The 26,269-nt window shown below is 63.3% G+C and carries 27 protein-coding genes; 23 read left to right on the top strand and 4 right to left on the bottom strand.

What is annotated here, in order from left to right; translation table 11 throughout:
- The first annotated feature begins 229 nt into the window (after positions 1–229).
- The 20 genes from VE092_RS13475 to VE092_RS13380 all read left to right on the top strand — a co-directional run bounded on the left by VE092_RS13475 (position 230) and on the right by VE092_RS13380 (position 19,508).
- A complete protein-coding gene (locus VE092_RS13475; protein ID WP_180670733.1) occupies positions 230–1,015 on the top strand; it encodes an ABC transporter ATP-binding protein in 786 nt (261 codons plus the stop codon).
- 55 nt (positions 1,016–1,070) lie between these two features.
- The gene (locus VE092_RS13470; RefSeq protein ID WP_324877503.1) at positions 1,071–2,066 is read left to right on the top strand and encodes an ABC transporter substrate-binding protein; all 996 of its coding nucleotides are present in this window, start codon (positions 1,071–1,073) and stop codon (positions 2,064–2,066) included.
- A gap of 2 nt (positions 2,067–2,068) precedes the next feature.
- On the top strand, positions 2,069–2,938 hold the full coding sequence (locus VE092_RS13465) for an ABC transporter permease (protein ID WP_006462346.1): 870 nt from the start codon (positions 2,069–2,071) through the stop codon (positions 2,936–2,938).
- A gap of 36 nt (positions 2,939–2,974) precedes the next feature.
- Positions 2,975–3,745 (top strand): SDR family oxidoreductase, encoded by a 771-nt coding sequence (locus VE092_RS13460; RefSeq protein ID WP_324877501.1) that lies wholly within the window; start codon positions 2,975–2,977, stop codon positions 3,743–3,745.
- 58 nt (positions 3,746–3,803) lie between these two features.
- Positions 3,804–4,340 carry a cupin domain-containing protein gene (locus VE092_RS13455; protein WP_039874638.1) on the top strand — a complete coding sequence of 179 codons (537 nt, stop codon included), beginning with the start codon at positions 3,804–3,806 and terminating at the stop codon, positions 4,338–4,340.
- A gap of 17 nt (positions 4,341–4,357) precedes the next feature.
- Positions 4,358–5,245 (top strand): alpha/beta hydrolase, encoded by an 888-nt coding sequence (locus VE092_RS13450; protein ID WP_324877499.1) that lies wholly within the window; start codon positions 4,358–4,360, stop codon positions 5,243–5,245.
- A gap of 14 nt (positions 5,246–5,259) precedes the next feature.
- Positions 5,260–6,093, top strand: a complete 834-nt coding sequence (locus VE092_RS13445; protein ID WP_006462350.1) for an IclR family transcriptional regulator — start codon at positions 5,260–5,262, stop codon at positions 6,091–6,093.
- A 1-nt stretch (position 6,094) separates the two neighbouring features.
- Positions 6,095–6,919: an SDR family oxidoreductase gene (locus tag VE092_RS13440; RefSeq protein WP_039874641.1), complete on the top strand. Its 825-nt coding sequence runs from the start codon at positions 6,095–6,097 to the stop codon at positions 6,917–6,919.
- A complete protein-coding gene (locus VE092_RS13435) occupies positions 6,912–8,651 on the top strand; it encodes a thiamine pyrophosphate-binding protein (RefSeq protein ID WP_324877495.1) in 1,740 nt (579 codons plus the stop codon). The genes VE092_RS13440 and VE092_RS13435 overlap by 8 nt, the downstream gene beginning before the upstream one ends.
- 10 nt (positions 8,652–8,661) lie before the next feature.
- Entirely contained in the window at positions 8,662–9,462 is an 801-nt protein-coding gene (locus VE092_RS13430; RefSeq protein WP_182994284.1) for an aspartate dehydrogenase, read from the top strand.
- Positions 9,463–9,494: 32 nt separating this feature from the next.
- A complete protein-coding gene (locus VE092_RS13425; protein ID WP_006462354.1) occupies positions 9,495–10,970 on the top strand; it encodes an aldehyde dehydrogenase in 1,476 nt (491 codons plus the stop codon).
- 36 nt (positions 10,971–11,006) lie between these two features.
- On the top strand, positions 11,007–11,978 hold the full coding sequence (locus VE092_RS13420) for a VOC family protein (RefSeq protein ID WP_324877492.1): 972 nt from the start codon (positions 11,007–11,009) through the stop codon (positions 11,976–11,978).
- A gap of 35 nt (positions 11,979–12,013) precedes the next feature.
- The gene (locus tag VE092_RS13415; RefSeq protein WP_324877490.1) at positions 12,014–13,174 is read left to right on the top strand and encodes an FAD-dependent monooxygenase; all 1,161 of its coding nucleotides are present in this window, start codon (positions 12,014–12,016) and stop codon (positions 13,172–13,174) included.
- A 7-nt stretch (positions 13,175–13,181) separates the two neighbouring features.
- Entirely contained in the window at positions 13,182–13,514 is a 333-nt protein-coding gene (locus VE092_RS13410; RefSeq protein ID WP_324877488.1) for a hypothetical protein, read from the top strand.
- On the top strand, positions 13,514–13,747 hold the full coding sequence (locus VE092_RS13405; RefSeq protein ID WP_006462358.1) for a recombinase-like helix-turn-helix domain-containing protein: 234 nt from the start codon (positions 13,514–13,516) through the stop codon (positions 13,745–13,747). The genes VE092_RS13410 and VE092_RS13405 overlap by 1 nt, the downstream gene beginning before the upstream one ends.
- Before the next feature lie 40 nt (positions 13,748–13,787).
- On the top strand, positions 13,788–14,837 hold the full coding sequence (locus VE092_RS13400; RefSeq protein WP_324877486.1) for an aromatic ring-hydroxylating dioxygenase subunit alpha: 1,050 nt from the start codon (positions 13,788–13,790) through the stop codon (positions 14,835–14,837).
- The gene (locus VE092_RS13395; RefSeq protein ID WP_324877485.1) at positions 14,834–15,265 is read left to right on the top strand and encodes a RidA family protein; all 432 of its coding nucleotides are present in this window, start codon (positions 14,834–14,836) and stop codon (positions 15,263–15,265) included. The genes VE092_RS13400 and VE092_RS13395 overlap by 4 nt, the downstream gene beginning before the upstream one ends.
- A 51-nt stretch (positions 15,266–15,316) precedes the next feature.
- Positions 15,317–16,264: a PDR/VanB family oxidoreductase gene (locus tag VE092_RS13390; RefSeq protein ID WP_241811917.1), complete on the top strand. Its 948-nt coding sequence runs from the start codon at positions 15,317–15,319 to the stop codon at positions 16,262–16,264.
- Between the two features lie 301 nt (positions 16,265–16,565).
- Positions 16,566–17,639, top strand: a complete 1,074-nt coding sequence (locus tag VE092_RS13385; RefSeq protein WP_324877508.1) for a porin — start codon at positions 16,566–16,568, stop codon at positions 17,637–17,639.
- Between the two features lie 201 nt (positions 17,640–17,840).
- Positions 17,841–19,508, top strand: a complete 1,668-nt coding sequence (locus tag VE092_RS13380) for a methyl-accepting chemotaxis protein (RefSeq protein ID WP_324877482.1) — start codon at positions 17,841–17,843, stop codon at positions 19,506–19,508.
- Here VE092_RS13380 and VE092_RS13375 read toward each other — a convergent pair.
- Entirely contained in the window at positions 19,406–20,710 is a 1,305-nt protein-coding gene (locus tag VE092_RS13375) for an MFS transporter (protein WP_324877480.1), read from the bottom strand. The two genes, VE092_RS13380 and VE092_RS13375, sit on opposite strands and share 103 nt — an antisense overlap.
- A 48-nt stretch (positions 20,711–20,758) precedes the next feature.
- Positions 20,759–21,547, bottom strand: coding sequence for a substrate-binding domain-containing protein (locus VE092_RS13370; RefSeq protein ID WP_324877478.1), 789 nt, complete (start codon positions 21,545–21,547; stop codon positions 20,759–20,761).
- A 106-nt stretch (positions 21,548–21,653) separates the two neighbouring features.
- Between VE092_RS13370 and VE092_RS13365 the strand changes: the two genes are divergently transcribed.
- Positions 21,654–22,580, top strand: coding sequence for a LysR family transcriptional regulator (locus VE092_RS13365; RefSeq protein WP_102661355.1), 927 nt, complete (start codon positions 21,654–21,656; stop codon positions 22,578–22,580).
- Positions 22,581–23,021: 441 nt separating this feature from the next.
- On the opposite strand, the gene VE092_RS13360 is transcribed toward VE092_RS13365, so the two are convergent.
- Positions 23,022–23,291, bottom strand: coding sequence for a hypothetical protein (locus tag VE092_RS13360; protein ID WP_324877475.1), 270 nt, complete (start codon positions 23,289–23,291; stop codon positions 23,022–23,024).
- A 248-nt stretch (positions 23,292–23,539) separates the two neighbouring features.
- Positions 23,540–25,039, bottom strand: a complete 1,500-nt coding sequence (locus VE092_RS13355; RefSeq protein ID WP_324877473.1) for a hypothetical protein — start codon at positions 25,037–25,039, stop codon at positions 23,540–23,542.
- 69 nt (positions 25,040–25,108) lie between these two features.
- Between VE092_RS13355 and VE092_RS13350 the strand changes: the two genes are divergently transcribed.
- Together VE092_RS13350 and VE092_RS13345 are read left to right on the top strand one after the other, a co-directional pair.
- Entirely contained in the window at positions 25,109–25,423 is a 315-nt protein-coding gene (locus VE092_RS13350) for a transposase (RefSeq protein ID WP_196871925.1), read from the top strand.
- Positions 25,424–25,464: 41 nt separating this feature from the next.
- Positions 25,465–26,241 carry an IS3 family transposase gene (locus VE092_RS13345; protein WP_324877470.1) on the top strand — a complete coding sequence of 259 codons (777 nt, stop codon included), beginning with the start codon at positions 25,465–25,467 and terminating at the stop codon, positions 26,239–26,241.
- Positions 26,242–26,269 lie beyond the last annotated feature (28 nt).

The following is a 26,269-nucleotide window of genomic DNA, read 5'->3' as shown; positions in this document are numbered from 1 at the left end:
AAACGAGCAAAACGGTTTTTATATAAACCATCAGTTCATATATGGAACAAAATAAGTCATTTTGTTTTGAGATATCTGCTATATTGACTGCGAATATCTCCCATATATAAATTGCTGTTTCATATATGGAACGTTTCGGTGCCCGGCAGGAGGCACCCGTCCGCAGAGACGGCAGCCGGGAAGAATAGCTGGGGCGCAACCGCGCGCTATGGCAATCAGCAGAGGCAACATGATCGAAATCGAATTCCGCAAGGTCGGCAAAAGCTTTGTCGATCGCCAGACGGCGCAAGCGCGCGCCGCTGTCACCAACGTCAACCTGTCCATCAAGAGTGGCGAGGTGGTCTCCATCATCGGCCCTTCGGGCTGTGGCAAGAGCACCCTGCTCAACATGGGCGCCGGTCTCTACCTGCCCACCGAAGGCGAAGTCTTCGTCAGTGGCGAGCGCGTGACCAAGCCGGTCCGCAAGGTGGCCTTCATGCTGCAGAAGGATCTGCTCATGCCCTGGCGCAATATCCGCGCCAACGTCACCCTGGGCCTGGAAATCGACGGTATGCGCGAGGCTGAGCGCCGGCGCATCGCCGACGAGCTGCTGGCCAAGTGCCACCTCAAGGGCTTTGAAGAGCATTACCCGTACCAGCTCTCCGGCGGCATGCGCCAGCGCGCCGCGCTGGCCCGCACGCTGGCGGTGGACCCGCAGGTGCTGCTGCTGGACGAACCCTTCTCGGCCCTGGATGCGCAGACCAAGATGGTGCTGCAGCAGGACCTGGCCAAGATGCTCTACGAAAAGAAGAAGACCGCGCTCTTCATCACCCACGATCTGGTGGAAGCCATCGCCCTGTCGGACCGTCTGCTGGTCATGAGCGAGCGTCCCGGCACCATCGTCGAGGAAATCGTGGTGGACCTGCCGTTCCGCGACAACCCGCTGGAGCGCCGCAAGCTGCCCGAGATCGGCCCCTTGCAAGGGCGCCTGATGGAACTGCTCAAGGTGGGCAAAGAGACCGCCGAGCTGCACTGATTTCACGCTGCATCTTCACCCGTCAACAGAGAGACCCCAAGGGAGAGCCAGAAACATGAAGAACCTGTTCGCATCCGCCGGTAGTGCATTCGCCCTGGTCGCCGCCATGGGCGCGGCCGTCCTGCCCACTGTCGCGCACGCCGCGCCGGAAGAAGTGACCTACCTGCTGCCCGCACCCCCCAATTCGCCGGCCTTCGCCCCCTGGGTGCTGGCTCAGCACAAGGGCTATTACGCCGATGAAAACCTGAAGGTCAGCTTCATCGTCGCCAAGGGCGGCGTGGACGTGGCCAAGCAGATCGGTGCCGGCAATGCCGTCATCGGCGGCGCCATCGGCGACACCCCCATCGTGGTGCGCGCCAACGGCATCCCGGTCAAGGCCATCGCCGTGCTGGGCGCCGGTTCGGTGACCATGGTCGCGGCCAATCCGGCCGATGGCATCAAGGGCCTGAAAGACCTCAAGGGCAAGACCGTCACCGTGATGTCCTATACCGATACCACCTATTACGCCTTCCTGGGCAGCCTGAAGACGGCCGGCCTGTCCAAGACCGACGTGCAGATCCAGGCCGCCGGCCCCTCGGGCGTCTGGCAGCTGTATACCTCGGGCAAGTCGCAGGCCTTCGCCGGCGTGCCGGACTGGGTGGTCAATGCCACCGATGCCGGTGCCAAGGTCGAACTGCTGGACAACGGCGGCTTCAAGAGCATGGCCCAGGCCATCCTGGCCTCCGACGACACCATCAAGAAGAACCCTGAGCTGCTCAAGCGCCTGGTGCGCGCCACCCTGCGCGGCATGCAGGACATCATGAAGGACCCCAAGGCCGCCGCCGATGACTACGTCGCTGCACTGCCCACCTACAAGGGCAAGGAAGCCAGCATCCAGGCCACCTTCGAGATGTACAACAAGTACGTCTACGCCAACCAGAAGACCCTGGGCCAGATCGACCAGGCGCGCATGGAAGCGGTGCAGAAGTTCTACGTCAGCGAAGGCATCGTCACCAAGGCCACGCCGGTCAACGAGCTCTTCACCAACCAGTTCGTCGGAGTCGCCAAGTAATCATGAATACCACCACAGCCAAAGACCTGACCATGTCCAGTCCCGAGCCAACGTCCTCGCCCAATCCGGTCAAGCCGACGGCGCGCCGTCCGCTGTTGAACGACAAGGCCCGCACGGTGTGCGGCAGCCTGGCGCTGCTGGTGGTGTTCATCGCCGCGTGGCAGTGGGGCCCGGGCATGCTGGGCATGCCCGAATACATCCTGCCCAACTTCATGCAGGTGGTGCGTGAAGCGGTGGTGATGTGGAACAACGCGCAACTGCTGCAGCACTTCGGCATCACGGCCATGGAAGTGGTATTCGGCTTCCTCTTCGGCGCCTTGCTGGGCCTGGCCGTCGGTGTCGCGCTGGGTCTCTCGCCGCGGGCCGAGGCCATGCTCTCGCCTTACATCCTGGCGCTGCAAATCGCGCCCAAGGTGGCCTTTGCACCGCTGTTCGTGATGTGGCTGGGCTACACCATCTATCCCAAGATCATCGTGGCGGTGCTGATCGTGTTCTTCCCGATCATGATCAACGTGCTCTCGGCCATCCGCACCGTCGATCCCGACATGGTCAACCTGGTGCGCACGCTCAATGCCGGCCGTTGGCAGATCTTCCACCTGGTCGAGTTCCGTTCGGCGCTGCCGGCGCTGTTCTCGGGCCTGCGCATCGCCTCCACGCTGTCGGTGATTGGCGTGACCGTGGGTGAACTGGTGGGTGGCAACCAGGGCCTGGGTTATCTGCTGGTCGATGGCGAAGGGCAGGGCAATACCGCCGCCGTCTTCGTCTCCATCGTCGCACTGACCCTGATCGGCGTGGTCACCTACGGCGTGGTGGTCTGGGCCGAACGCAAGGTCCTGCACTACCTGCCCAAGGCCAATACCAGCACCGTCTGAATCCAGAGACTCAACCAGCGCAACAGGAGCAAGCACATGTCAGCAGCAAGCACGGCGACACTTTTGGCGGGACGACGCATTCTGGTCACTGGCGCGGCACGCGGCCTCGGCCTGGCGTTCGTGGACGCCATCGCCGCCGCCGGGGCCACGGTGGCCATGGCCGACATCCTGCAGGAAGAACTGGCGGCCTCGGTGGCCGCCCTGAAACAACGTGGCCTGAAGGTCGAGGGCTTTGCACTGGACCTGGCCGATCCGGCCTCGGTGAAGGCCTGCGCCGAGGCCGCCACGCAATGGCTGGGCGGACTCGATGGCCTGGTCAACAACGCCGCCATCACCAACTCCGGCGGTAAGAGCAGCGAGCAGCTGGAAGTGGACATGTGGGACCGCGTCATGGATGTCAACGTGCGCGGCACCTGGCTGATGACCAATGCCTGCCTGCCGGCGCTGCGTGCCTCGGGGCGCGGCGCGGTGGTGAACCTGTCGTCCGATACCCCGTTGTGGGGCGCTCCCAATCTGCTGGCCTACGTGGCCAGCAAGAGTGCGGTGATCGGCATGACCCGTTCGCTGGCGCGCGAGCTGGGCGCCGACAACATCACCGTCAATGCCGTGGCACCGGGCCTGACGCTGGTGGAAGCCACGCAGTACGTACCGCAGGCGCGGCACCAGCACTACCTGGACGGCCGTGCCATCCGGCGCGACCAGTTGCCCGAGGATGTCTGCGGCGCGGTGGTGTTCGCGCTGTCGGAGATGGCGCGCTTCTTCACCGGTCAGGTGATGGCGGTCAACGGTGGCTTCGTGATGCATTGAAAACGTATTTCTTGCCAGATCAACCCGGATCACTCCGGACCCCTTCAAGGAGAAAAGCATGACCGATATGTCCGAACAGGAAAACATGGGCCGCAGCTGGGATCGCCCCGCCGGCGCCAGCTTCGCCGACTGGATGGAGTCGCGCGTGGCGCGCCTGTCCACCCGCAAGTACGACTGGAACGCACTGAAGTTCCAGGCCGACTACGACCCCAAGTACCGTCGCGCCCAGATGCGCTACATCGGTACCGGTGGCACCGGTGTGGCGCATGACGCCAACGTCATCCCCTCCGAGCATTTCACCTTCTCGACCATGATCATCCCGGCCGGCCACGAAGGCCCGTCGCACCTGCACGTGGACGTGGAAGAGGTGTTCTTCGTCCTGCGCGGCAAGCTCAAGCTGGTGCTGGAAAAGGATGGCGAGCGCTTCGAGACCATCCTCACCGACCGTGACGTGGTCTCGGTGCCGCCGGGCGTGTATCGCGAAGAGATCAACATCGGTGACGAAGATGCCCTGATGTGCGTGATGCTGGGCGCCAAGAAGCCCATCACCCCGACCTATCCGCCGGATCATCCGCTGACTTCGGTCAAGCGCTGATTACAGAGCACCACACCATGCATCCTCACACCTCCATCGCCTCCGCCACCGCAGTCAGCTGCGACGATGCCCTGCGCGCACCGCTGGCCCTGCTGGAAGGCCGCTTCGCCGAGGGCAGCGTCGAAGTGCCGGGCGGCCGTGTCAGCTACCGCAGCTGCGGCAGCGGTCCGGTGGTGGTGCTGTTGCATGGCATCAGCTCGGGCGCGGCCTCGTGGTTGCAGTGCGCGCTCAAGCTGGAGTCGCAGGCCCGCGTGATCGCCTGGAACGCGCCCGGTTACGGCCGTTCCACACCGCTGACGATGAGCCAGCCCAAGGCGGTCGATTATGCAAGGCGTCTGCAGGACATGCTGCAGGCGCTGGAAGTCGAGCAGTGCGTGCTGGTCGGCCATTCGCTGGGGGCGTTGATGGCCGCAGCCTACCTGGCCCACGGCGATGGCCGCGCCCGCCGCACGCTGCTGGCCGATCCGGCACTGGGCTACGGCGCCGCCGGCAAGCAGGAGCGCGCGCACCAGGTGCGGGAAGAGCGCCTGGGCGCCTTGCGCACCCTGGGCATCTCGGGCATGGCGCAGAAGCCGACGCGCCTGCTGTCGACGCACGCCAGTGCGCAGGACCACGCCTGGGTGCGCTGGAACATGCAGTGGCTGGACGCCTCGGGCTACACCCAGGCCGTGCAATTGTTGTGCGGTGACGATATCGCGCCTTACCTGCAGGTTGCACCACGACGGGGGTTGTCGGTGGCATGCGGGGCCGAGGATATCGTCACCACCCCGGAGGCCAGTGAAGGGCTGGCCAGGCAGTTCGAACTTCCCTTCAAGCTGGTGGACGCGGCCGGTCATGCCTGTTATATCGAGCAGCCGTCGCAATTTGCTGCGCTGATCAGCGCGCAACTCACCTCAACCAACTAGAACAGAAAATCATCATGAACAAACCAGTGATGCCAGAAGAAGAGTCGCAAGACAAGTATTCCGTCCCCGGCCTGGAACGCGGCCTGCGCCTGTTGTGCGAATTCAGCCGCCAGGACAAGACCCTGTCCGCGCCCGAACTGGCGCGTCGCCTGGACATCCCGCGCTCTACCGTGTTCCGCCTGCTGGCCACGCTGGAACGCATGGGCTTCGTCGAGCGTGCCGATGGCGGGCGTGATTACCGCCTGGGCATGTCGGTGCTGCGCCTGGGCTTCGAATACCTGGCCTCGCTGGAACTGACCGAGATCGGCCGCCCGCTGCTGGATCGCCTGCGCGATGAGATCGGCTATTCCTGCAACCTGGTGGTGCGCGATGGCCGCTCCATCGTCTATGTCGCCAAGTCGGTCACCCAGACCGCCTTCACCAGCCACGTCAACGTCGGTACCCGCCTGCCGGCGCATGCCACCGTGCTGGGCCGGGTGCTGCTGGAAGACCTGAGCCTGCCGCAACTGCGCGCCCTGTATCCGGAAGAACACCTGGAAGTCTTTTCCAGCAACACCCCCAAGACCGTGGTCGAACTGTTCGACATGGTGCAGGCCGACAAGGAACGTGGCTTCGTGCTGCAGGAAGGTTTCTTCGAAACCAGCATCTCCACCGTCGCCGCACCGGTGCGCGATCACTCCGGCAATGTGGTGGCCGCCATGGGCGCCACGATCCCTTCGCCGCACATCGACGCCAGCCAGCTCGACATCATCGTGGCCCGCGTGCGCGATACCGCGGCCGAACTGTCCCGCCTGCTGGACCACGCCCCGCAGGGCGGTGCCAAGGTAGTCAACATGTGGCGGGGCTGAGATGGCGATGACTTCTCTCCAGGGCAAGGTGGCCGTGGTCACCGGCGGCTCTTCCGGCATCGGTCTGGCGACCGTGGAGTTGCTGCTGGAAGCGGGCGCCGCCGTGGCCTTCTGCGGCCGTGATGGCGCCCGGTTGAAGGACGCCGAAGCCGCGCTGCGCGAGCGCTACCCGCAGGCCCGCCTGTACAGCGCCCCTTGCGACGTGCTGTCGCAGGAGCAGGTGCAGGCCTTCGCCGCCTCGGTGGAAAACACCCTGGGCGCGGTGTCCATGCTGGTCAACAACGCCGGCCAGGGCCGCGTCTCGACCTTCGCCGATACCGCCGACGAGGCCTGGAGCGAAGAGCTGCGCCTTAAATTCTTTTCCGTGATCTACCCGACCCGCGCCTTCCTGCCGCAACTGCAGGCCATGAGCGCGCAGCACGGGGATGCCGCCATCGTCTGCGTCAATTCGCTGCTGGCCACGCAACCCGAGCCGCACATGGTGGCCACTTCCGCCGCCCGCGCCGGCGTGCACAACCTGGTGCGCTCGCTGGCCACCGAGCTGGCCAATGGCGACGCCGCCCGCGTGCGGGTGAACGGCATCCTGATCGGCCTGGTGGAGTCGGGCCAATGGCGCCGCCGCTATGCCGCGCGCGGCCCCGAACTGCAGGACCAGAGCTGGGCCCAATGGACCGCCGCGCTGGCCGCAAAGAAACAGATTCAACTCGGCCGTCTCGGCCTTCCCCGGGAAGCCGCGCAGGCGATCGTATTCCTCGCCACGCCGCTTTCCTCGTACACCACAGGCAGCCATATCGATGTTTCAGGAGGACTTTCCCGCCATGTCTAATACCAACCAGCAAGTGACCGTCGGCTGCGCCATCGCGGCTTTCCTCGAACAGTGCGGCGTGAAGGCTGCCTTCGGCGTGATCTCGATCCACAACATGCCCATCCTCGACGCCTTCGGCGAGCGCGGCAAGATCCGCTTCATCCCGGCCCGCGGCGAAGCCGGTGGCGCCAACATGGCCGACGCCTATGCCCGCACTACCGGTGGCCTGGGCGTATGCCTGACCTCCACCGGCACCGCCGCCGGCAATGCCGCCGGTGCCATGGTGGAAGCCCTGACCGCCGGTACGCCGCTGCTGCACCTGACCGGTCAGATCGAGACGCCTTACCTGGACCAGAGCCTGGCCTACATCCACGAAGCGCCGGACCAGTTGAGCATGCTCAAGGCCATCTCCAAGGCGGCCTTCCGCATCCGCAGCGTGGAGACTGCCATCAGCACCATCAAGCTGGCCGTGCAGACTGCACTGACCCCGCCGATGGGCCCGGTCTCGGTGGAAATCCCCATCGACATCCAGGCTGCCCTGATCCCCATGCCCAGCAACCTGCAACCGCTGGCCATCCCGCAAAGCGTGCCGTCGGCGCGCGCGCTGGATGAACTGGCCGAGCGCCTGATGAAGGCCAAGCGTCCGCTGCTGTGGCTGGGCGGCGGGGCGCGGCATGCCGGTGCGCAGGTAAAGCGCCTGATGGACCTGGGCTTCGGCGTGGTCACCAGTACCCAGGGTCGCGGCATCGTGGCCGAGGATGATCCGCGCTCGCTGGGCGCCTTCAACCTGCACAAGCCGGTCGAAAATTTCTATCAGAGCTGCGACGCCATGCTGGTGGTCGGCTCGCGCCTGCGCGGCAACGAAACCCTGAAGTACGAACTGAAACTGCCGCGTCCGCTGTATCGCGTGGATGCCGATCCGGCTGCCGAAGGCCGCTGCTACACCAGCGACTATTTCGTCTGCGGTGATTCGGCGCTGGTACTGTCCGGCCTGGCCGACCGCCTGGCTGCGCTGAAGGTCGATCCGGGCTTCATGGCCGACCTGCAGAAGGCACGCGATACCGCCGTGCATGGCCTGGTCGATGGCCTCGGCCCCTATAGCGCCCTGGTGGAACAGTTGCAGCAGGCGGCCGGCCGCGAGTTCAACTGGGTGCGCGACGTCACCGTCTCCAACAGCACCTGGGGCAACCGCTACCTGCGCATCTTCGATCCGCGTGCCGGCGTGCATGCGCTGGGCGGCGGCATCGGCCAGGGCCTGGCCATGGGTATCGGCGCGGCCATCGGTGCAGCGGTCACGCAGTCCGGCAAGAAGACCTTCACCCTGGCCGGTGATGGCGGCTTCATCCTCAACCTGGGTGAGCTGGCCACGGCCGTGCAGGAACAGGCTGACATGGTGATCGTGCTGATGAACGACAAGGGCTACGGCGTCATCAAGAACATCCAGGATGCGCAATATGGCGGTCGTCGCCACTACGTGGACCTGCACACCCCCGACTATGCCGAACTGTCCTCGGCGCTGAAACTGCGTCACCAGCGCGTGGGCAACCTGGCCGAGGTGGCCGGGGCGCTGGACGAGGCGCTGTCGCAGAAGGGACCCTTCCTGCTGGAGATCGACATGCTGAGCATCGGCAGCTTCAAGACTGCCTTCGCCGGCCCTCCGGTCAATCAGACGGAAAACGCGGAAAGCGCGGAAAAGGCCGCCGCCGCAGCAGCAGCCGTGGTCGCCGCTGCCGCCACTGCGGCCACCGCCTGAGGAGCCGAGCATGCTGCACGTATCGATGATCGGATGCGGCGCCATCGGCGTGGGCGTCATGGAGATCTTGAAGAGTGATCCCGAGGTCGCCTTCGACATGGTGGTGGTGCCGGAGGCGCACATGGAGCGCGCCCGCAGCACCGTCTCCACACTGGCGCCGACGGCCCGGGTGGTGTCGCGGCTGGGGGACGAGCGTCCTGACCTGCTGATCGAATGCGCCGGTCACCAGGCCATCGCCGAACACATCATCCCGGCACTGGAGCGTGGCATTCCTTGCATGGTGGTGTCCATCGGCGCCTTGTCCGAACCCGGGCTGGTCGACAAGCTGGAAGCCGCCGCCCGTACCGGCAAGACCCAGGTGCAGCTGCTTTCCGGCGCCATCGGCGCCATTGACGCCCTGGCCGCGGCCAAGGTCGGTGGGCTGGAATCGGTGGTCTATACCGGTCGCAAGCCGCCGCAGGCCTGGAAGGATACGCCGGCCGAGGCTGCCTTCGATCTGGATGCGCTCAAGGAGCCGACCGTCATCTTCGAAGGCAGCGCCCGCGAAGCGGCGCGCCTGTATCCCAAGAATGCCAACGTCGCCGCCACGCTGTCGCTGGCCGGCCTGGGCCTGGACCAGACCCGGGTGCGCCTGTATGCCGATCCGGGCGTGAGCGAGAACGTGCACTACGTGGAAGCGCGGGGCGCCTTCGGCGGCTTCGAGCTGACCATGCGCGGCAAGCCGCTGGCGGCCAATCCCAAGACCTCGGCGCTGACCGTCTACAGCGTCGTACGCGCCCTGGGCAATCGTGCCCATGCGCTGTCGATCTGAGCACTAAGTATCGCAAGGACATGTCGACCATGATGAATCTGAACGAAACGCTGCCGATCTGCATCGCCGGTCAATGGCGACTGGGTGGCGGCGACCGTTATGCCACGCTCTACCCGGCCACGGGTGAGCCGGTGGCCTACCTCAATGCGGCCAGCGTGGCCGATGTGGAAGAGGCCATCGCCGGTGCCGACCACGCCTTCCGCACCAGCGGCTGGGCGCAGAAGAAGCCGCATGAACGTGCCGCCGTGCTGTACCGCGTGGCGCAGCTGATCCGCGAACGCGGCGAAGCGCTGGCGCAGATGCAGCGCCTGGACAATGGCAAGCCCATCAGCGAGACGCGCAATCTGGTGGCCAGCGCGGCCGGTACCTTCCAGTTCTTCGCGGCCGCCTGTGAAACCCTGGAAGAAACCCTCACGCCCATGCGTGGCGACAATCTCACCATGAGCGTGTATGAACCCATGGGCGTGGTGGCCGCCATCACGCCGTGGAATTCGCCGATCGCCAGCGAGGCGCAGAAGATGGCGCCGGCCCTGGCTGCCGGCAATGCAGTGGTGGTCAAGCCGGCCGAGGTGACCCCGCTGGCCGCGCTGGAACTGGCGCGCATCTGCATCGAAGCCGGCGTCCCGGCCGGCATGATCAGCGTGCTGCCGGGCAAGGGCTCGGTGATCGGCGACGCCATCACCCTGCATCCGCTGGTCAAGCGCGTCTCCTTCACCGGCGGCACCACCACCGGCAAGCACATCGCCCACATCGCCGCCGACAAGATGATGCCGGTCTCGCTGGAACTGGGCGGCAAGTCGCCCACCATGGTGTTCGAGGATGCCGATCTCGACCATGCCGTGGCCGGTGTGCTGTATGGCATCTTCAGCAGTTCCGGCGAATCCTGCATCGCCGGCTCGCGCCTGTTCGTGGCACGCTCGCTGTATGACGGTTTCATGGAACGCCTGGCCGCCGGTGCCGCCGCACTGCGCGTGGGCGATCCGGCCGACGAGCGCACCCAGATGGGGCCGCTGATCACCGCCCGCCATCGCGAAGGCATCGAGCGCTATGTCGACATCGGCGTCACCGATGGCGGCCGCATCCGCACCGGTGGCGTGCGTCCGCAGGGCGCGCAGTTCGAGCGCGGTTACTACTACACCCCGACCATCATCGAAGGCGTCAGCAATGAGCAACGCATCTGCCAGGAAGAAATCTTCGGGCCGGTGCTGGTGGCCATGCCCTTCGACAACGAAGACGACCTGATCCGGCAAGCCAACGACAGCGTCTATGCACTCGCTGCCGGTATCTGGACGCGCGACTACAAGCGCGCCTGGCGCATCGGCCGCGCAGTGCAGGCCGGCAACGTCTGGATCAACACCTACAAGCAATTCTCGATCTCGACCCCCTTCGGCGGCTGGCGCGACAGTGGCCTGGGTCGCGAGAAGGGCAGGCTGGGCATCCTGCAGTACATGGAGCAGAAGGCCATGTACTGGGGCATGAACGAACAGCCCTTGCCCTGGGCCGGCTAAGAGCGCCGCCTCCCTGAACACGTATTGGAGACACACATGGACGTATTGGGTATCGACGAAATCATCTACGGCGCGGACGACCTGCCGACCTGCCGCCAGTTCTTCCTCGACTGGGGCATGCTGCTGACGCAGGAAAGCGCAGCCGAACTGGTCTTCGAATCGCAGAACGGCTGCCGCGTGATCGTGCGCGACAGCGCCGACCCCGGCCTGCCGCCGGCCATCGAAGCCGGACCGACCCTGCGCGAGGTAGTGTGGGGTGTGTCCTCGGCTGCCGTGCTGGACAAGTTCGCCGACCGCATCGCTGCTCTGCCGGGCTACGTCAATGACGGCAAGCGCGTCGGTTGCACCGATCCGAACGGCCTGGCGGTGCGCTTCCAGGTCTCGGTCAAGCGCGATGTCGAGGTCGAATGCGCCCGCATGAACACCTGGAACGAAAAGAACCGCATCAACCAGCGCAGCCCCATCTACGAACGTGCCACGCCCATCGAGGTGGGCCACGTGGTGTTCTTCGTCAAGGACGTCAAGGCCTGCGAACGCTTCTATTGCGAGAACTTCGGCTTCGTGCCCTCGGACCGCTATCCGGAACGCGGCGCCTTCCTGCGCTGCGCCGATGTCGGCGGGCATCACGACATCTTCCTGCTGCAACCGCCGGAGGCCAGGTCGGGCTTGAACCACGTCGCCTTCACCGTGCGTGACATCCATGAAGTCTTCGGCGGTGGCATGCACATGTCGCGCAAGGGCTGGGATACCCAACTGGGTCCGGGCCGTCATCCGATTTCCTCGGCCTACTTCTGGTACTTCAAGAATCCGGCCGGCGGCCTGATCGAATACTACGCCGACGAAGACCAGCTCGATGCCCACTGGGAGCCGCGTGACTTCGAACCCGGCCCGACCGTGTTCGCCGAATGGGCCATCGATGGCGGCATCGATGGCAACACCCGCCGCCAGAAGAATGCGCAAGGCCCCAGCGGCAAGTTCCTGACCGACCGCGCGCCGGCCGGCAAGTAAGACGGCAATCCGTCATTTGTAGAAAGGAAATCCAGATGTCCTTCAAGATCGGAATCCTGGGCGCCGGCATCGGCGGCCTGACCGCCGCCATCGCCCTGCAGCGCGCGGGCCATGAGGTGGTGGTGTATGAACAGTCCAAGCAATTCCTGCGCGTGGGCGCGGATATCAACCTCACCCCCAACGCAGTGCGTGCACTCGATGGACTGGGCATCGGCGAGGCCGTGCGCCGTACCGCGGCCCGTCCCACCCACCGCATCAGCCGTACCTGGGACAGCGGCGAGGAAACCTCGCGCCTGGCCATGGGCGACACCGCCGAGCAGAAATACGGCGCACCGCAACTGACCATCCACCGTGCCGACCTGCTGGCGGCGCTGGCCGAGGTATTCCCGCTGGAGCAGGTGCGCTTTGCCAAGCGCGCCGAGAAGATCAGCGAAGAGGGCGATGGCATCCATCTGCACTTCACCGATGGCAGCACGGACCGCGTGGACGTGCTCATCGGTGGCGATGGCATCCACTCCGCCGTGCGCACGGCCATGTTCGGTGCCGAGAGCCCGCGCTTCACCGGCGTGGTGGCCTTCCGCGCCGTGGTGCCGGCCTCCCGCGTGGCCGGTGTGCCGAACCTGCAGGCCTTCACCAAGTGGTGGGGACCGAACCCGGAAAGCCAGATCGTGACCTTCCCGCTCAATCGCGGTGAAGACATCTTCATCTTCGCTACCACCGCGCAAGAAAGCTGGCACCTGGAATCCTGGACCACTCCGGGCAACGTGCAGGAACTGCGCGATAGCTACGCCGGTTTCCATCCCGACGCCACGGCCTTGCTGGACGCCTGCGACGAAGTGCTCAAGACCGCGCTGTATGAACGCGATCCGCTGCCGGCCTGGGCGCGCGGCAACATGGCGCTGCTGGGCGATGCCTGCCACCCGATGATGCCGTTCATGGCGCAGGGCGCAGGCATGGCCATCGAGGATGCGGTGGTGCTGGCGCGCTGCCTGGCCAAGGTCACCACGCTGGAGCAGGTGGCAGGATCCTTGCATGTCTATGAGCAGTTGCGCATGGAACGTGCCTCCAAGATCCAGATCGGTTCACGCGGCAACAACTGGCTGCGCGAGGGCGGCAACGCCGATTGGGTCTATGGCTATGACGCCTGGACCACGCCGCTGGATGCCCAGCCTGAATCCGCCGCCCTGCCTGCGTGAGCCAGCGATGAGTGCAGAGTCCGACGCCGACCGCATGCTCCTGACCATCTTGCTCAGGCATGACCAGTCGAAGAACCTGGAGCAGATCCAGGCGCACATGAAGCAGATGGACTGGTGGGAGCGCTTCCCGGTGGAAGGCTGTCGCGTGGTGTCCTGGACCGTGGCCATGGGCCTGGGCCAGATCGTCACCCTGGAGCTGCCGCCGGCACTGCTGCCGCAAGTCAATGTCGAGCTGGAGCGCTCGGCCTGGGGTGTGTTCCGTACCGAGTGCTACCCCACTTACGATTTTGTTCCCGTGCGCGAGCGTATCCGCGAGCGCGTCAGAAATGGAGGCCAATGATGGTTGCAACTGTTACCGATGTCTATCTCAATCCGCACCAGGCACGTCGCCGTGCGCCGACCCAGTTCGAAGACCTGCTGGGCGACTCCATCGAGCGCGCCTATGCCGCTGGCATCCACGAGCTGGATGCGCTGGTGGCACACCTGAACCGTACCGGTCCGAGTTGCCCCTACAACCAGGGCGTGTGGACCGCCGCCAACTTCCAGGAAGAGATTGCCCGCCTGGCCGCCTGATCCGTCCAGACGCCAAGCCAGCCTACAGGAGAGTATCCAAATGAGAACCACCGCCAATGATCCCGTCGACGCCGTCCTCGCCGTCGGCCTGAAAGACCTGTGGTACCCGATCTGCCCGTCCGAGTTCGTGGCCGAGAAGCCGGTCTCGCTGCGCCGCCTGGGCAAGAAGTTCGTGTTCTGGCGCGAGCCCTCGGGCAAGCTGCATGCCCTGGAAGACCATTGCCCGCACCGTGGTGCACCGCTGTCCATGGGCATCCCCATGGGTGACCGCATCGCCTGTGGCTACCACGGCGTGCAGGTACGCTTTGACGGCGTGGTCACCAGCGTACCCGGCAGCCCGGGCTGCAAGCTGGAAGGGGCCAAGGCCACGCGTCGCTTCCATGTGACCGAAGCGGTCGGCGCCATCTTCCTCTACAACAGCCTGGAAGACGTCGACACCCCGCCGCCGCTGCGCCTGCCGGAAGAACTGACCAGCCCCGAGTATTCCAACTTCCTGTGCTACACCGAATGGAAGGGTGATTACCGCTACGTGCTGGACAACGTGATGGACCCCATGCACGGCACCTTCCTGCACAAGCAGTCGCACTCCATGGCCGAAGGCGACAACACCGCCAGCTTCGGCATCCGCGAAACTGACATCGGCTTCGTCTTCGAAAAGGAAGGCCAGCGCGACGTCAACTTCGACTGGACCGAATGGGGCGATACCGACCTGCACTGGATGCGCCTGGCCATTCCCTATCCCAAGACCGGCGGCCCGGGCGGCAGCTTCGTGATCATCGGCAGCTACACGCCCATCGTCGACAACATCGCTGCGGTGTTCCACTGGCGCTGCCGCAAGCTGTCCGGCTGGCAGCGCGACACCTGGCGCTTCCTCTACCGCAACCGCCTGGAAGCGCGCCACTGGAACGTGCTGGAGCAGGACCGCGTGGTGCTGGAGCTGATGGAGCCCGACGCCAACCAGCGCGAGATGCTGTACCAGCACGACATGGGCATCGTGCGCCTGCGTCGTCATCTGCGCGGTCTGGCCAAGGCCCAGCTGGCGCGGGAAGAAGAACTGGCCGCGGCCAAGGCGCCGGTGAAGGCAGCATGAACCACGCAGCAAGCCCGGTCGCCGTGCGCCATGTGAAGACCGACAAGGTCCCCGAGCTGGCCACGGCCACCTGGTCCAACTGCCTGGTGGTGGGCGACGAGATCGTGATGTCCGGCATGACCGCACATCCGGCCTCGCGCCAGCAGACGCTGGACACCTACCAGCAGACGCTGGTGGTGCTGGGCAAGATCCGCGATCTGGTGGAAGCCGCCGGCGGCAACGTCGGCAGCATCACCAAGCTGGTGATCTATGTCACCGACATCGCGCACAAGGACGAGGTGGGACGCGCCCGGCGCGACTTCTTCGGCACGCCTTATCCGTGCTCGACGCTGGTGGCGGTGAGCGCGCTGGTGTTTCCGGAACTGACGGTCGAGATCGATGCCTTTGCGCGCCTGGGTGTGGACCTGCGGCAGGCAGTGGCCGGTTGATGCAGGTGACGTGACGCGGTTTGAACAATCTGATGTGATGGTGGTGCATTCATGAGCAGTCCTCTTATTTCCGTGCGCGTGCAGGCCATGCGCTTTGAAGCGCAAGGCGTGGTCAGCGTCGAACTGCGCCTGCCCGAGGGCGGCGAGCTGCCGGCCTTCGAGGCCGGTGCGCATATCGACCTGCACCTGGGCAATGGCCTGGTGCGCAGCTATTCGCTGTCGAACTCGCCGACCGAGCGGCATCGCTATGTGGTCGGCGTGCTCAACGACCGGGGCAGTCGCGGCGGTTCACGCTATGTGCATGAACAACTGCGGGTCGGTGCCAGCCTCACCATCTCGGCACCGCGCAACAATTTCCCGCTGGAAGAATCGGCGCCGTTGTCGGTGCTGATCGCCGGTGGCATCGGTATCACGCCGATTTCCTGCATGTATCACCACCTGCGCGCCCAGGGGCGGGAAGCGGTGTTGCACTACTGCGCCCGCTCGCGCAAGGAAGCGGCCTTCACCGCCGAGCTGCTGGGCGAACCGGGTGTGTCCAGCCACTTCGATGACGAGGCCGGCGCGCCGCCCGACCTGCGGGCTTTCCTCGCCGCGCATCCGAAGGACGCGCATTTCTATTGCTGCGGGCCGACGCCCATGCTCAACGCCTTCGAAAACCTGTGCGAAGAACTGGGCCTGCCCAACGTCCACATCGAACGCTTTGCCGCCGAAAAGGTAGAGGCGGTGCAGACCGGCAGCTACGTGGCCGAACTGGCACGCAGCAAGTCCAGCGTCACCGTCCCGGCTGGCAAGTCGCTGCTGGACGCCTTGCTGGATGCCGGCATTGCGGTCGATCACAGCTGCCGCGAAGGGGTCTGCGGCGCCTGCGAGACCAAGGTGTTGGAGGGTGAACTGGAACATCGCGACGGCGTGCTCAGCAAGGCCGAGCGCGCTTCCGGCAAGACCATGATGGTGTGCGTGTCCGGCTGCAAGGGACAACGCCTGGTGCTGGACCTGTAGCAGGACCGGTAAGGCAACGAGGCCCGGGCACATTTAGCCCGGCCCCATGCCCGTGCTCAGGCACCGGGCATTTTTTTGAGCCTGATGAATTTTGTGGAACGTTGATCCATAGGTGAAACAAATAACACCGGATCACGCACCACCTGGCAAGCGGCGCCCGCCGACCATGCGGGACAGGGCGCAGCGCTTGCCGGCAGAAGTCACCTTTCCTGCGCACGGGGCGCCGGGGAGCAGTGAGTGAATGCGGCCTGGCCGCGTGTTTGGACTTTATTCGTTGAAGGGGAGTTTGATGAAGAAGTTAATGATTGCCGCAGCGGCATCCTGCCTGTCGGCGGGCGCTTTTGCGCAGAGCAGCGTCACCATCTACGGCAGCCTCGATGCTGGCGTGGCCTATATCAACAACCTCAATGGCGGATCGGTGTCGCGCCTGGATCAGGGCACGATGCAGCCGGATCGTATCGGCTTTCGTGGCACCGAGGACCTGGGCGGCAATCTGAAGGCGATCTTCCAGTTGGAAGCCGGCTTCTACACCGATACCGGCGGCACGCCCAATTCCTCCAAGCTGTTCAACCGCTACAGCACCATCGGTCTGTCCGGCGACTTCGGCGCGGTGACCATGGGCCACATGCCGGACGTGGTGTTCGACTACGTGGGCAAGCTGTCCAACGGCTTCCAGCTGACCAACTGGTACCTGTTCCACCCGGGTAACCTGGACAGCCTGGCCAACACCTACCAGTTCGACAATGCAGTGCGCTATACCTCGCCCACCGCAGGCGGCTTCCAGGGCAGCCTGATGTACGGCTTCGGCGAAGTGGCCGGCGACAGCAGTGCTGGGCGCAACGTCAGCGCCGGTGGTACTTACACCAATGGCCCGTTCCGCGCGGCCCTGGCGTATTCCAAACTGAACAACCGCGCTGCCGGCTATGCGGGCGCCTTCCTCACCAGCGTCGGCCTGGGCAATGCCGGTACGGTCTTCAACAGCCTGACCACCACCGCCGGCGGCCTGGGTTACACCATCGGCAGCGTGCGCCTGAATACCGCCTACACCCAGGTCAAGCTGTCCATGCCCAGCGGCGCCACGCCCAAGCAGAAGAACCTGGACCTGGGCGCGGCCTGGCGCTATGCCACGCTGGACACCATCAACTTCGGTTATGGCCTGTCCAAACTGGAAGGCGCGCGCTGGAACACCTTCAGCCTGTCGCACGTGCATGAGTTCTCCAAGCGCACCCAGTGGTACGTGCAGGCGGCTTACCAGCGTGCCGGCGGCGATGCGCGCCTTGCTGTCATGAACGGTACCGGTGCCGGCGGTTCCACCGGTGTCTCCGGCGGCCAGGGCCAACTGGTCACCACCATCGGCATGCACCACTCGTTCTAAGGCCATCTTTGGATGGCTGGCATTACCTTCTGTGAATAGTCTTGTCTTGCGTGCAGCTCCCCTGGAGCGGGGAGTTGCTTCGTAGTGCCTTGGGCGGAGGAAGTCCTCTTTCTCCGCCATTTTTTTATCCAAACCGAATTCATTGCCGGTGGGCATCAGGGCATCGTCCCCCCGGCATACTTGCGTTGCGGAGAAAGCCTCATGATTGCAAATCTCAAACTGGGTGCCCGTCTTGGACTGGGCTTCGGACTGGTACTGGCGCTGCTGGCCGGGATCACGGGACTGGCCATCGCCAGCCTGTCCACGCTGCACCAGGGCACGCGCCAGATCGTCGAAGACCGCTACCCGCAGGTCTTGCTGGCCAATGACGTGCTCTTGCGCATCAGCGAGAATGCCAGCGCCATGCGCAACCTGCTGCTGCTGGACGACCACCAGAAACTGATCGAGGAAATCGCCCGCATCGACAAGGGTGAAGCCGCCATCGGCGAAGACCTCGGCAAACTGCAGGCGCGCCTGTCCAGCGAGCAGGGCCGCAAGTCCTTCGCCGAGATACTGGCCTTGCGCGCCAGCTACCGGCAGGGCCAGCAACGTTTCCTGCAACTGGCCTCCACCGGCGCCACCATGGACGCCACCGAGCTGTTGATGACCAGCCTGCGCCAGGACCAGGACAAGTACATCGCTCGCCTCAAAAGCTATATTTCCGTAGGCACCATGATGATGGAGCGCAGCGGTCAGGAAGCCGCCGACCAGTACCACGGCAAGACCCTGATCATGCTGGCCATCGCAGCGCTGGCGGTGTTGCTGGGTGGTGGCTTTGCCTGGTGGACCACGCGCTCCATCACGCGCCCGGTGCGCCATGCAGTGGAGGTGGCGCAGCAGGTGGCCGATGGCAACCTGTGCAGCGAGATCCGGGCCGGTGCGCGTGACGAGATCGGCCAGTTGCTGGAGGCCTTGCGCCAGATGAATGGCAGCCTCACCCGCATCGTGGCCGATGTGCGCGGCGGGGCCGAGACCATCGCCACGGCCTCGGCCGAGATCGCCGGTGGCAACCTGGACCTCTCGGCGCGCACCGAGCAGCAGGCCGGCTCACTGGAAGAAACGGCGGCGGCCATGGAGGAACTGACCTCCACCGTGCGCCAGAATGCCGAGAACGCACAGCAGGCCAACCAGCTGGCCTCGGATGCCTCCGGCGTGGCGGCGCGCAGCGGGGAAGTGGTGCAGCAGGTGGTGAGCACCATGCAGGGTATCAGCGAGGCCTCGCGCCGCATCGTCGACATCATCGGCGTGATTGACGGCATCGCATTCCAGACCAATATCCTCGCGCTCAATGCGGCGGTGGAAGCAGCGCGTGCCGGCGAGCAGGGCAGGGGCTTTGCCGTGGTGGCATCGGAAGTGCGCTCGTTGGCCCAGCGCTCGGCCACGGCGGCCAAGGAGATCAAGGCGCTGATCGATGATTCGGTGGCGCAGGTGGATGCCGGTGGACGGCTGGTGGTCCAGGCCGGCGCGACCATGGGCGAGGTGGTGGACAGCGTGCGACGGGTGTCGCACATCGTCGGTGAGATCAGCATGGCCACGCAGGAACAGCGCGCCGGTATCGAACAGGTCAATCACGCCATCACCCACATGGATGAAACCACCCAGCAGAACGCGGCGCTGGTGGAACAGGCCGCCGCCGCGGCCCAGTCCTTGCAGGACCAGTCGCAGCGGCTGCGTGAGCTGGTGGGGGTGTTCCGGCTGCAGGACCTGCGACCGGAGCGGACGATGCTTCAGGCCGCCGTGGTGGAAGACACGGATGCGGTAGCGGCCTTGCCGCGATACAGCACCAGTGTGGCGATCAGCCCGCAGACGGCGGCAAAGCTCATCCAGTAACCCGGTGCCGCCTTGTCACCGGAGGTCTCGATCAGCCAGGTCGAGACCAGCGGCGTGAAGCCGCCGAAGATGGCAGTGGCCAGGCTGTAGGCCAGCGAGAAACCGACGGTGCGCACATGGGCCGGCATCACCTCGGTGAGCGCCACCACGGCTGCGCCGTTATAGCTGGCGTAGAGGAAGGACAGCCACAGTTCGGTGATGAGCAGGTTCTTGAAGCTGATGTCCGAGACCAGCCACGACATGATCGGGTAGGCGGTCAGCAGGGTCAGCACCGTGAAGGCCACCAGTACCGGGCGGCGCCCCACGCGGTCCGACAGCGCGCCCATGATGGGCAGCCAGCAGAAGTTGGACAGGCCCACGCAGAAGGTGACGATGAGGCTATCCGAGGACGACAGCTTGAGCACGTTCTTGCCGAAGGTCGGGGTGTAGACCGTGATGAGATAGAAGGACACGGTCGTCATCACCACCATCATCATGCCGGCCACCACGATCTTCCAGTTCTGTGCGATGGAGGCCATGATTTCGCCGAAGCGCGGATGGTGCTTGCGGGCCAGGAATTCCTCGGTCTCCTGCAGTGAACGGCGGATGATGAAGATGGCCGGAACGATCAGGCAGCCGATGAAGAAGGGAATGCGCCAGCCCCAGTCGCTGATCTGCGCTGGTGCCAGCGTCTGGCTGACCAGATAGCCGATCAGGGCCGAGGCCATGATGGCCGCCTGCTGGCTGGCGGACTGCCAGCTGACATAAAAGCCCTTGTTGCCGGGCGTGGCCATTTCAGCCAGATAGACCGACACGCCACCCAGTTCCACCCCTGCCGAGAATCCTTGCAGCAGCCGTCCGGTCAGCACCAGGATGGGCGCGGCCACGCCGATGGTGGCGTAGCCCGGCACGAAGGCGATCAGCAGTGTGCCGATGGCCATGATGGCCAGCGTCACGATCAGGCCCTGGCGGCGTCCGACGCGGTCGATGTAGCTGCCCAGGATGATGGCGCCCAGAGGACGCATCAGGAAGCCCGCACCGAAGGTGCCGAAGGTCAGGATCAGCGAGACGAACTCATTGTCCGACGGGAAGAAGGTCTTCGAAATGTAGCTGGCATAGAAGCCATACAGGAAGAAGTCGAACATCTCCAGGAAATTGCCGCTGGTCACCCGCAGGACGGTGGACAGCTTGGAGTGTTGGATGCTTTTTGTGCTTGTGGTCATGTCGGTCTCTCTCTTCTCTCTTGATTCAGGCGCTGGATCAGCCGTCGATCAGCGCGGCGCCGGATCCAGGCCGGAGGCCTTGATGGCCGCCTCGGCTTCCGGCGAGGCCAGGTATTGCAGCAGTTCCCTGGCGGCCTGCGGCTCCCTGGTGCCGACCACGACGCCTACGGAGAACGGAGTAAGCTGCTGCGCGCTTTCGGGGATGGGGCCGATGATGTCGATGCCCTTGATCGGCTTGAGCTCGGAGATCTGCTGCAGGCCGACTTCTGCCTCGCCGCGCGCCACCACTTCACCCACCGGCTCGGCCGGGATCATGCGGCCCTTGTAGGCCATCTGCTGGTCGATGCCCAGGCGCTTGAACAGCTTGGTGGAGAGGAACACGCCGCTGGCGCTATCCGAATAGACCACTGAATGCGCCGTCAGCAGCGTGCGCTTGAAGGCGTCCAGCGTGGAGATATCAGGCCGGGGCGCGCCGGCCTTGACCGCCAGGCCGATGCGCGAGAGCGCCAGCAGCTTGTGCTCGGAGCGTGACACCTTGCCCTCGGCCACCAGCTTGTCCAATGCATCGCCGACCATGATCACCACGTCGATATGCTCACCGCGCTTGAGACGGTTGGGGATGGCCTGCGGCGTTTCGCCCATGGACGGGCCCCAGCCGGAAATGAGCTTGTGGCCGGTCTTCTTTTCGAAGTCTGGGGCCAGTGCCTTGTAGGCGGCGGCAAAACCGCCCGAGCTGACCACGTGGAGATCGGCTGCGGCGGCCAGGCTGCTGGCGGCACCGATGACCAGGGCCAGCACGCTGCGCTGGAGGACGGAATGGGTGAGGATGCTTTTCATAGGATCTCCGATTGGCGTTTTTAGTTTGAACTAGGGGATGAGACCCGGCAGTTTGCGGAGTATCCTTTGAAAAGTTAATTGCATTTAATCTTGGGATTGATAAAAAATGCGCATCAATATCGAGACCTCCGAATTGCAGGCTTTCATCGCCGTGGCGCGTCAATCCAGCTTCCGGGCGGCGGCTGAGGGCCTGTTCATCACCCAGCCGGCGCTGAGCCGGCGCATCGAGAACCTGGAACAGGCGCTGCAGGAACGCCTGTTCGACCGCACCACCCGGCGCGTTTCCCTGACCCCGGCCGGCGAGCTGTTCCTGGTGCATGCCCAGGCGGTGATGGAAGAACTGGAACTGGCCGTCAAGAGCGTGGAGCAGGGCATGGCGCAACGCCGCCAGCATGTGACGGTGGCCTGCGTGCCTTCGGTGGCCAACAACCTGCTGCCGCTGGTATTGAAGCCCTATGCGCGCAGCCATCCCAATGTGCGGGTGCGCATCATCGACGAGAGCGCGGCCGACGTACTGGAAAGCGTGCGCAAGGGCGAGGCGGACTTCGGCGTGAACTTCATCGGCGCACAGGAAGCCGAGATCGATTTCGAAGAACTGACCCGCGAGCGCTACCTGGCGGTCATGCCGGCCCATCACCCGCTGGCCGCACATGCCACCCTGAACTGGAAATCACTGGCCGGGGAAAAGCTGGTCTCGGTCTCGTCCAGCAGCGGTAACCGCAGCCTGATCGACAATGCCTTCGCCCGCGTACCGCAGCGCCCGGTGATCCAGTACGAGACCAACCACGTGGCCGGCGCCATCAGCCTGGTCGCCGCCGGCCTGGGCGTAGCCCTTCTGCCGGAGCTGGCGCTGCGCAATGCCCCCTACAAGGGCATCGTGGCGCGCCCGGTGACCAGCCCGGTCCTGAGCCGCGCCATGGGCCTGATCAGCCTGAAGGGACGGGTACTCAACCCGGCAGCAGCGACGCTGGCCCAGGCGTTGCGCGATGCGATCATGACCAGGGGCAAGAGATCGTCAGCGCGGGAAGGCTGAGCCTGGCCGGACTGCCTATTTTTTGTGCGGTTTATTGGGAGGGCAGGCGGGGACGCCGCTTGCGCATCGGGGAAATGGGTTATCCACAAATTTATGCACATAAATCGTGGATAAGTTTCCTGTAACGGCGGGGCTTCTGGCGGGGTTGCGTAAATTGTTTGCAAAATTGCGGCCCATAAAAAAGGCCCTCGCTGGGGAGGGCCTTTTTGGGGTGTTCTTGTCTGGTCCGGAGGCAGGTTTTCCTGCGTGGCAGGGCTGCCGAATTCCGAAGAGGGGCGATTATATAGGCTCTGACAAAAAAATGAAACTGCTCTTGGCAGAAAAAAGATGGGTTCGGTGGCAAGCGGTGTGGTGGCGTTGATCCGGGGGATTTTTCACCGGTTTCCGGGAATAGGCGCAAGGAAACCTGTTTGTCTGAACGGGTGTTCAGTGGCGAGCGGATCAGCGGGATTCCTGAGCGAAAGGGTAGCCGGCTTCGTAGAGAATCCACCCCCGACCTTGCATGCAGTTGACCTCCCGGTACATGAATGCCTTGACCACCTGTTCCCGTCCGAGGGCGCATGGTTCGCCTTTGCGTAGGATGAAGGCCACCTCGTCGGCCTCGTCGGCGGCTTTGAAGACGCTGACGTCGTGAGTCGCCCGCCACCGGCCTTCGGGCTTGCTGCAGCCGAGGAGGCTCAGCGTGCAGAGGATGGGGAGGAGGAGTTTCATTGCTTGGGGTAGTGGTTTGTCTTGGTGGGTCAATAAAGAGGGCTGGGGCAAAGTAAATCTAAGCGTTGCGGAGGCCTTAGTGCGGGTTGGCTACCCGTTCCAAAGGAGTGATATGTACCTAAAACGATCTAGAATCGTCTCCCGTAAATTCGTGTCGATTGCCTTTCATTGTTGAGTAGCAGGTTAAAGAGAGTTTCGCTTTCGAAGAGTGTGGGACCTTCGCTACTTGGCTAGGAAAGCACACTGACTCAAATATTAAATCTTCGCGCGAGTTCATCGATCCTCATGAATTTATGATCTTTCTGCAAAAATGGTTTTACGTGCCCTATTGCATTGAGACACTTGCGTAGTTCTGCTGACAGCCATAGTGGTTGATCACTCAAGATTGATGACAATAGCCGCAGAGCTTCGTCCGGAAAGCGTTCTGTTAAGCCTGACTCTAGCAATAAACGAATTATATGGTCAGGATGTTGAACGGGTTGAAGCCAATTTCCAATGGCGACCATCGCTGAAGGGAACTCATTACCGGCTGCAATACATACCCGTGCTAAAGCTTCAGTATTTGCGTTTGCTGCCTGCTCGTTAGATTTCGGCCAGATCTTCATCCAGAATGGGTAGACGCGGTTTCGCCAATAATCTTCGCGCTGATCTCCTGCGCCTTCTAAGGCTCGTGCCAATGCATCCGCCGATTCATGTAGGCCGTCAGAAGGGAGGCTGCGAATAGCCGTGGCCAGTTGGGAGACAGAGAAAGTATCACCTGGATCAAGGGCGGCAAACGTTAAAAATGCTGCGAATTGAGCGCTGTGCTTTCCTAACTCGTTGTAGTGGTTGGCTGTATCAAGAAATACTGGTCTGATTGCCTCCATCAATGGCCGATACAGTCGCGGAGACCAAAGAAAGCCTTCCCATGCAGAGCGTGCTTCGATCTTGGAGAGCCTCCAATCGAAAAGTGGCAGAAGATGCTTAATCGACCACGATGGATCTACTCTAAATAGGGACAAAGCGTGGGCAGACAGCAATACTCTGCCATGCTGGAATTTGGCGATCTTGACATCGCAAATTTCAGTGAATAGAGAGCTAACCGTTTCTGGCAATCCTTCCCCATCGTTTGGTTCGTGCCGATACCACCAATCTAGCAAGGCTTGCGTTACGTGGCCGATGGGATGATTTATGGCGCGGAAGACAGGATCATCGGTATCGCTTTCGTCCTCAAAATCTGCAACGAGAATACGCTTGACTAAGGCAAGAAAATGCTCCAGATGACCATTAAAGGTCTTGGCAATGACCTGTAGCCACCAGCTGACACTGTGCGATAAGGTTTGTATCAAATCATCTGGAGCATTTGCAACGACCGGTGCCATATAGTGCCAAGAGCGATCATGGAGCTTTTCTTCCGACCAGGCTTGGAGCGCATCGCGCCAGCGGTCGGCGGGCCAGCTACTTTGTTGTGAAAGCTTATAAAGAGCGTAGGCGGTGGCCTGAAATCTCTCCGAGCACAACTTTCGCCAGCTATCTCGCCTTAGTTCTTCCGATGTCGGGTGTGCTAGCAAATATTGCAGTATGCCTCGCCGCGTACGGGGAATAGATGCGTACTGCTCCCATGGCTCGCTATCGTCTGACATACCGCTTCCCATCCAGAAGGGGAATTCGTCGCTTTCATTTGTTGCTAGTTTCCAAGTGTTCTGTTTAGAAAGGGAGTCGAGGCGTAATTGTGCCGCTTGATCAAGCGCCACACCCGCTTGTTTCATCTTCGCAAGTCGCAGCTGTAATGACCCACTAAAAACCTGCTCAGTAGATAATCCTAAAAGGAAATCAAAATGAGCAAGGTCATGGACGAAGAATTCAAGCGTTGGACAGCCAAGCGCAAAGCGGCGCTGGTGATGGAAATCATCCAGGGCAAGACGACGGTAGCGGAGGCTAGCCGGTCGTTTGATATCCCGCCTTCAGAGATCGAGGAATGGGTCGATGAAGGCCGCAAAGGGATGGAGAACGCCCTGCGTGCCAAGCCGCTGGATGTGAGAGAACAGTACGAGCGGCAACTCAAGGAGCTGCAGGAAGCTTATGGAGAAGCCATGCTGGAGCTGCGCGCCAGAAAAAAATTGGCGTCCCTGTTGGGCGAGGAAGACAAGTAATCGAGACCATCCGCCAGGGACTCAAACAAGATGGTTTCGATGTGGCTGTCAGCAAGATCTGCGCGTGGTTTGGGATTGCCAGGCGCAGCGCTTACTACAAGCCTGTGAAGGCCGAGCCCAAGGTGCAGGAGCGCTTTGTCGAACCCATTCGCAAGATGATCCTGAAAGAGCCGTCCTTCGGCTATCGCACGGTGGCTGGCCTGCTCGGGTTCAATAAGAACACGGTGCAGCGGATCTTCCAGCTCAAAGGCTGGCAGGTCAAGAAGCGCCCCATTGGTTTCCGTCCCAGGGTGAAAGCCTTGCCGTCGGTAGCCACAGGACCAGACCAGCGCTGGGCCACCGATTTGTGCCGGATCTGGACGGGGCGTGATGGTTGGGCCGTGCTGGCCTTGGTGATCGATTGCCACACGCGGGAATTACTGGGCTGGCATCTGTCGCGTTCGGGCAAGTCGAAGACGGCAGAGTCGGCCTTGGAGCAAGCGCTGATCGCGCGTTATGGCTCACTGGGTCGCGTGACGGCGCCGTTCTTGCTGCGCTCCGATAACGGCCTGGTGTTCACCAGCCGTAGTTACACCGCGTTGGTCCGCAGTTACGGGCTTCAGCAAGAGTTCATCACGCCGCATTGCCCACAGCAGAACGGCATGGTCGAACGCGTCATCAGAACCCTAAAGGAGCAATGCGCTCATCGACATCGCTTCGAAACATTGCAGCACGCCAGTCGCATCATTGGTGACTGGATCGGCTTCTATAACCACCGCCGGCCGCATCAGGCGCTGGGGATGAAGACACCGGCTGAGGCGTTTGCTTTAGCTGCTTGAGGTGAGCAGGTTTGGCTGGGTCATTACA

The sequence above is a fragment of the Herbaspirillum sp. genome (assembly GCF_035644555.1).
In the GTDB taxonomy this organism is placed as follows: domain Bacteria; phylum Pseudomonadota; class Gammaproteobacteria; order Burkholderiales; family Burkholderiaceae_D; genus Herbaspirillum.
This window is presented reverse-complemented; position numbering and strand designations above follow the sequence as displayed.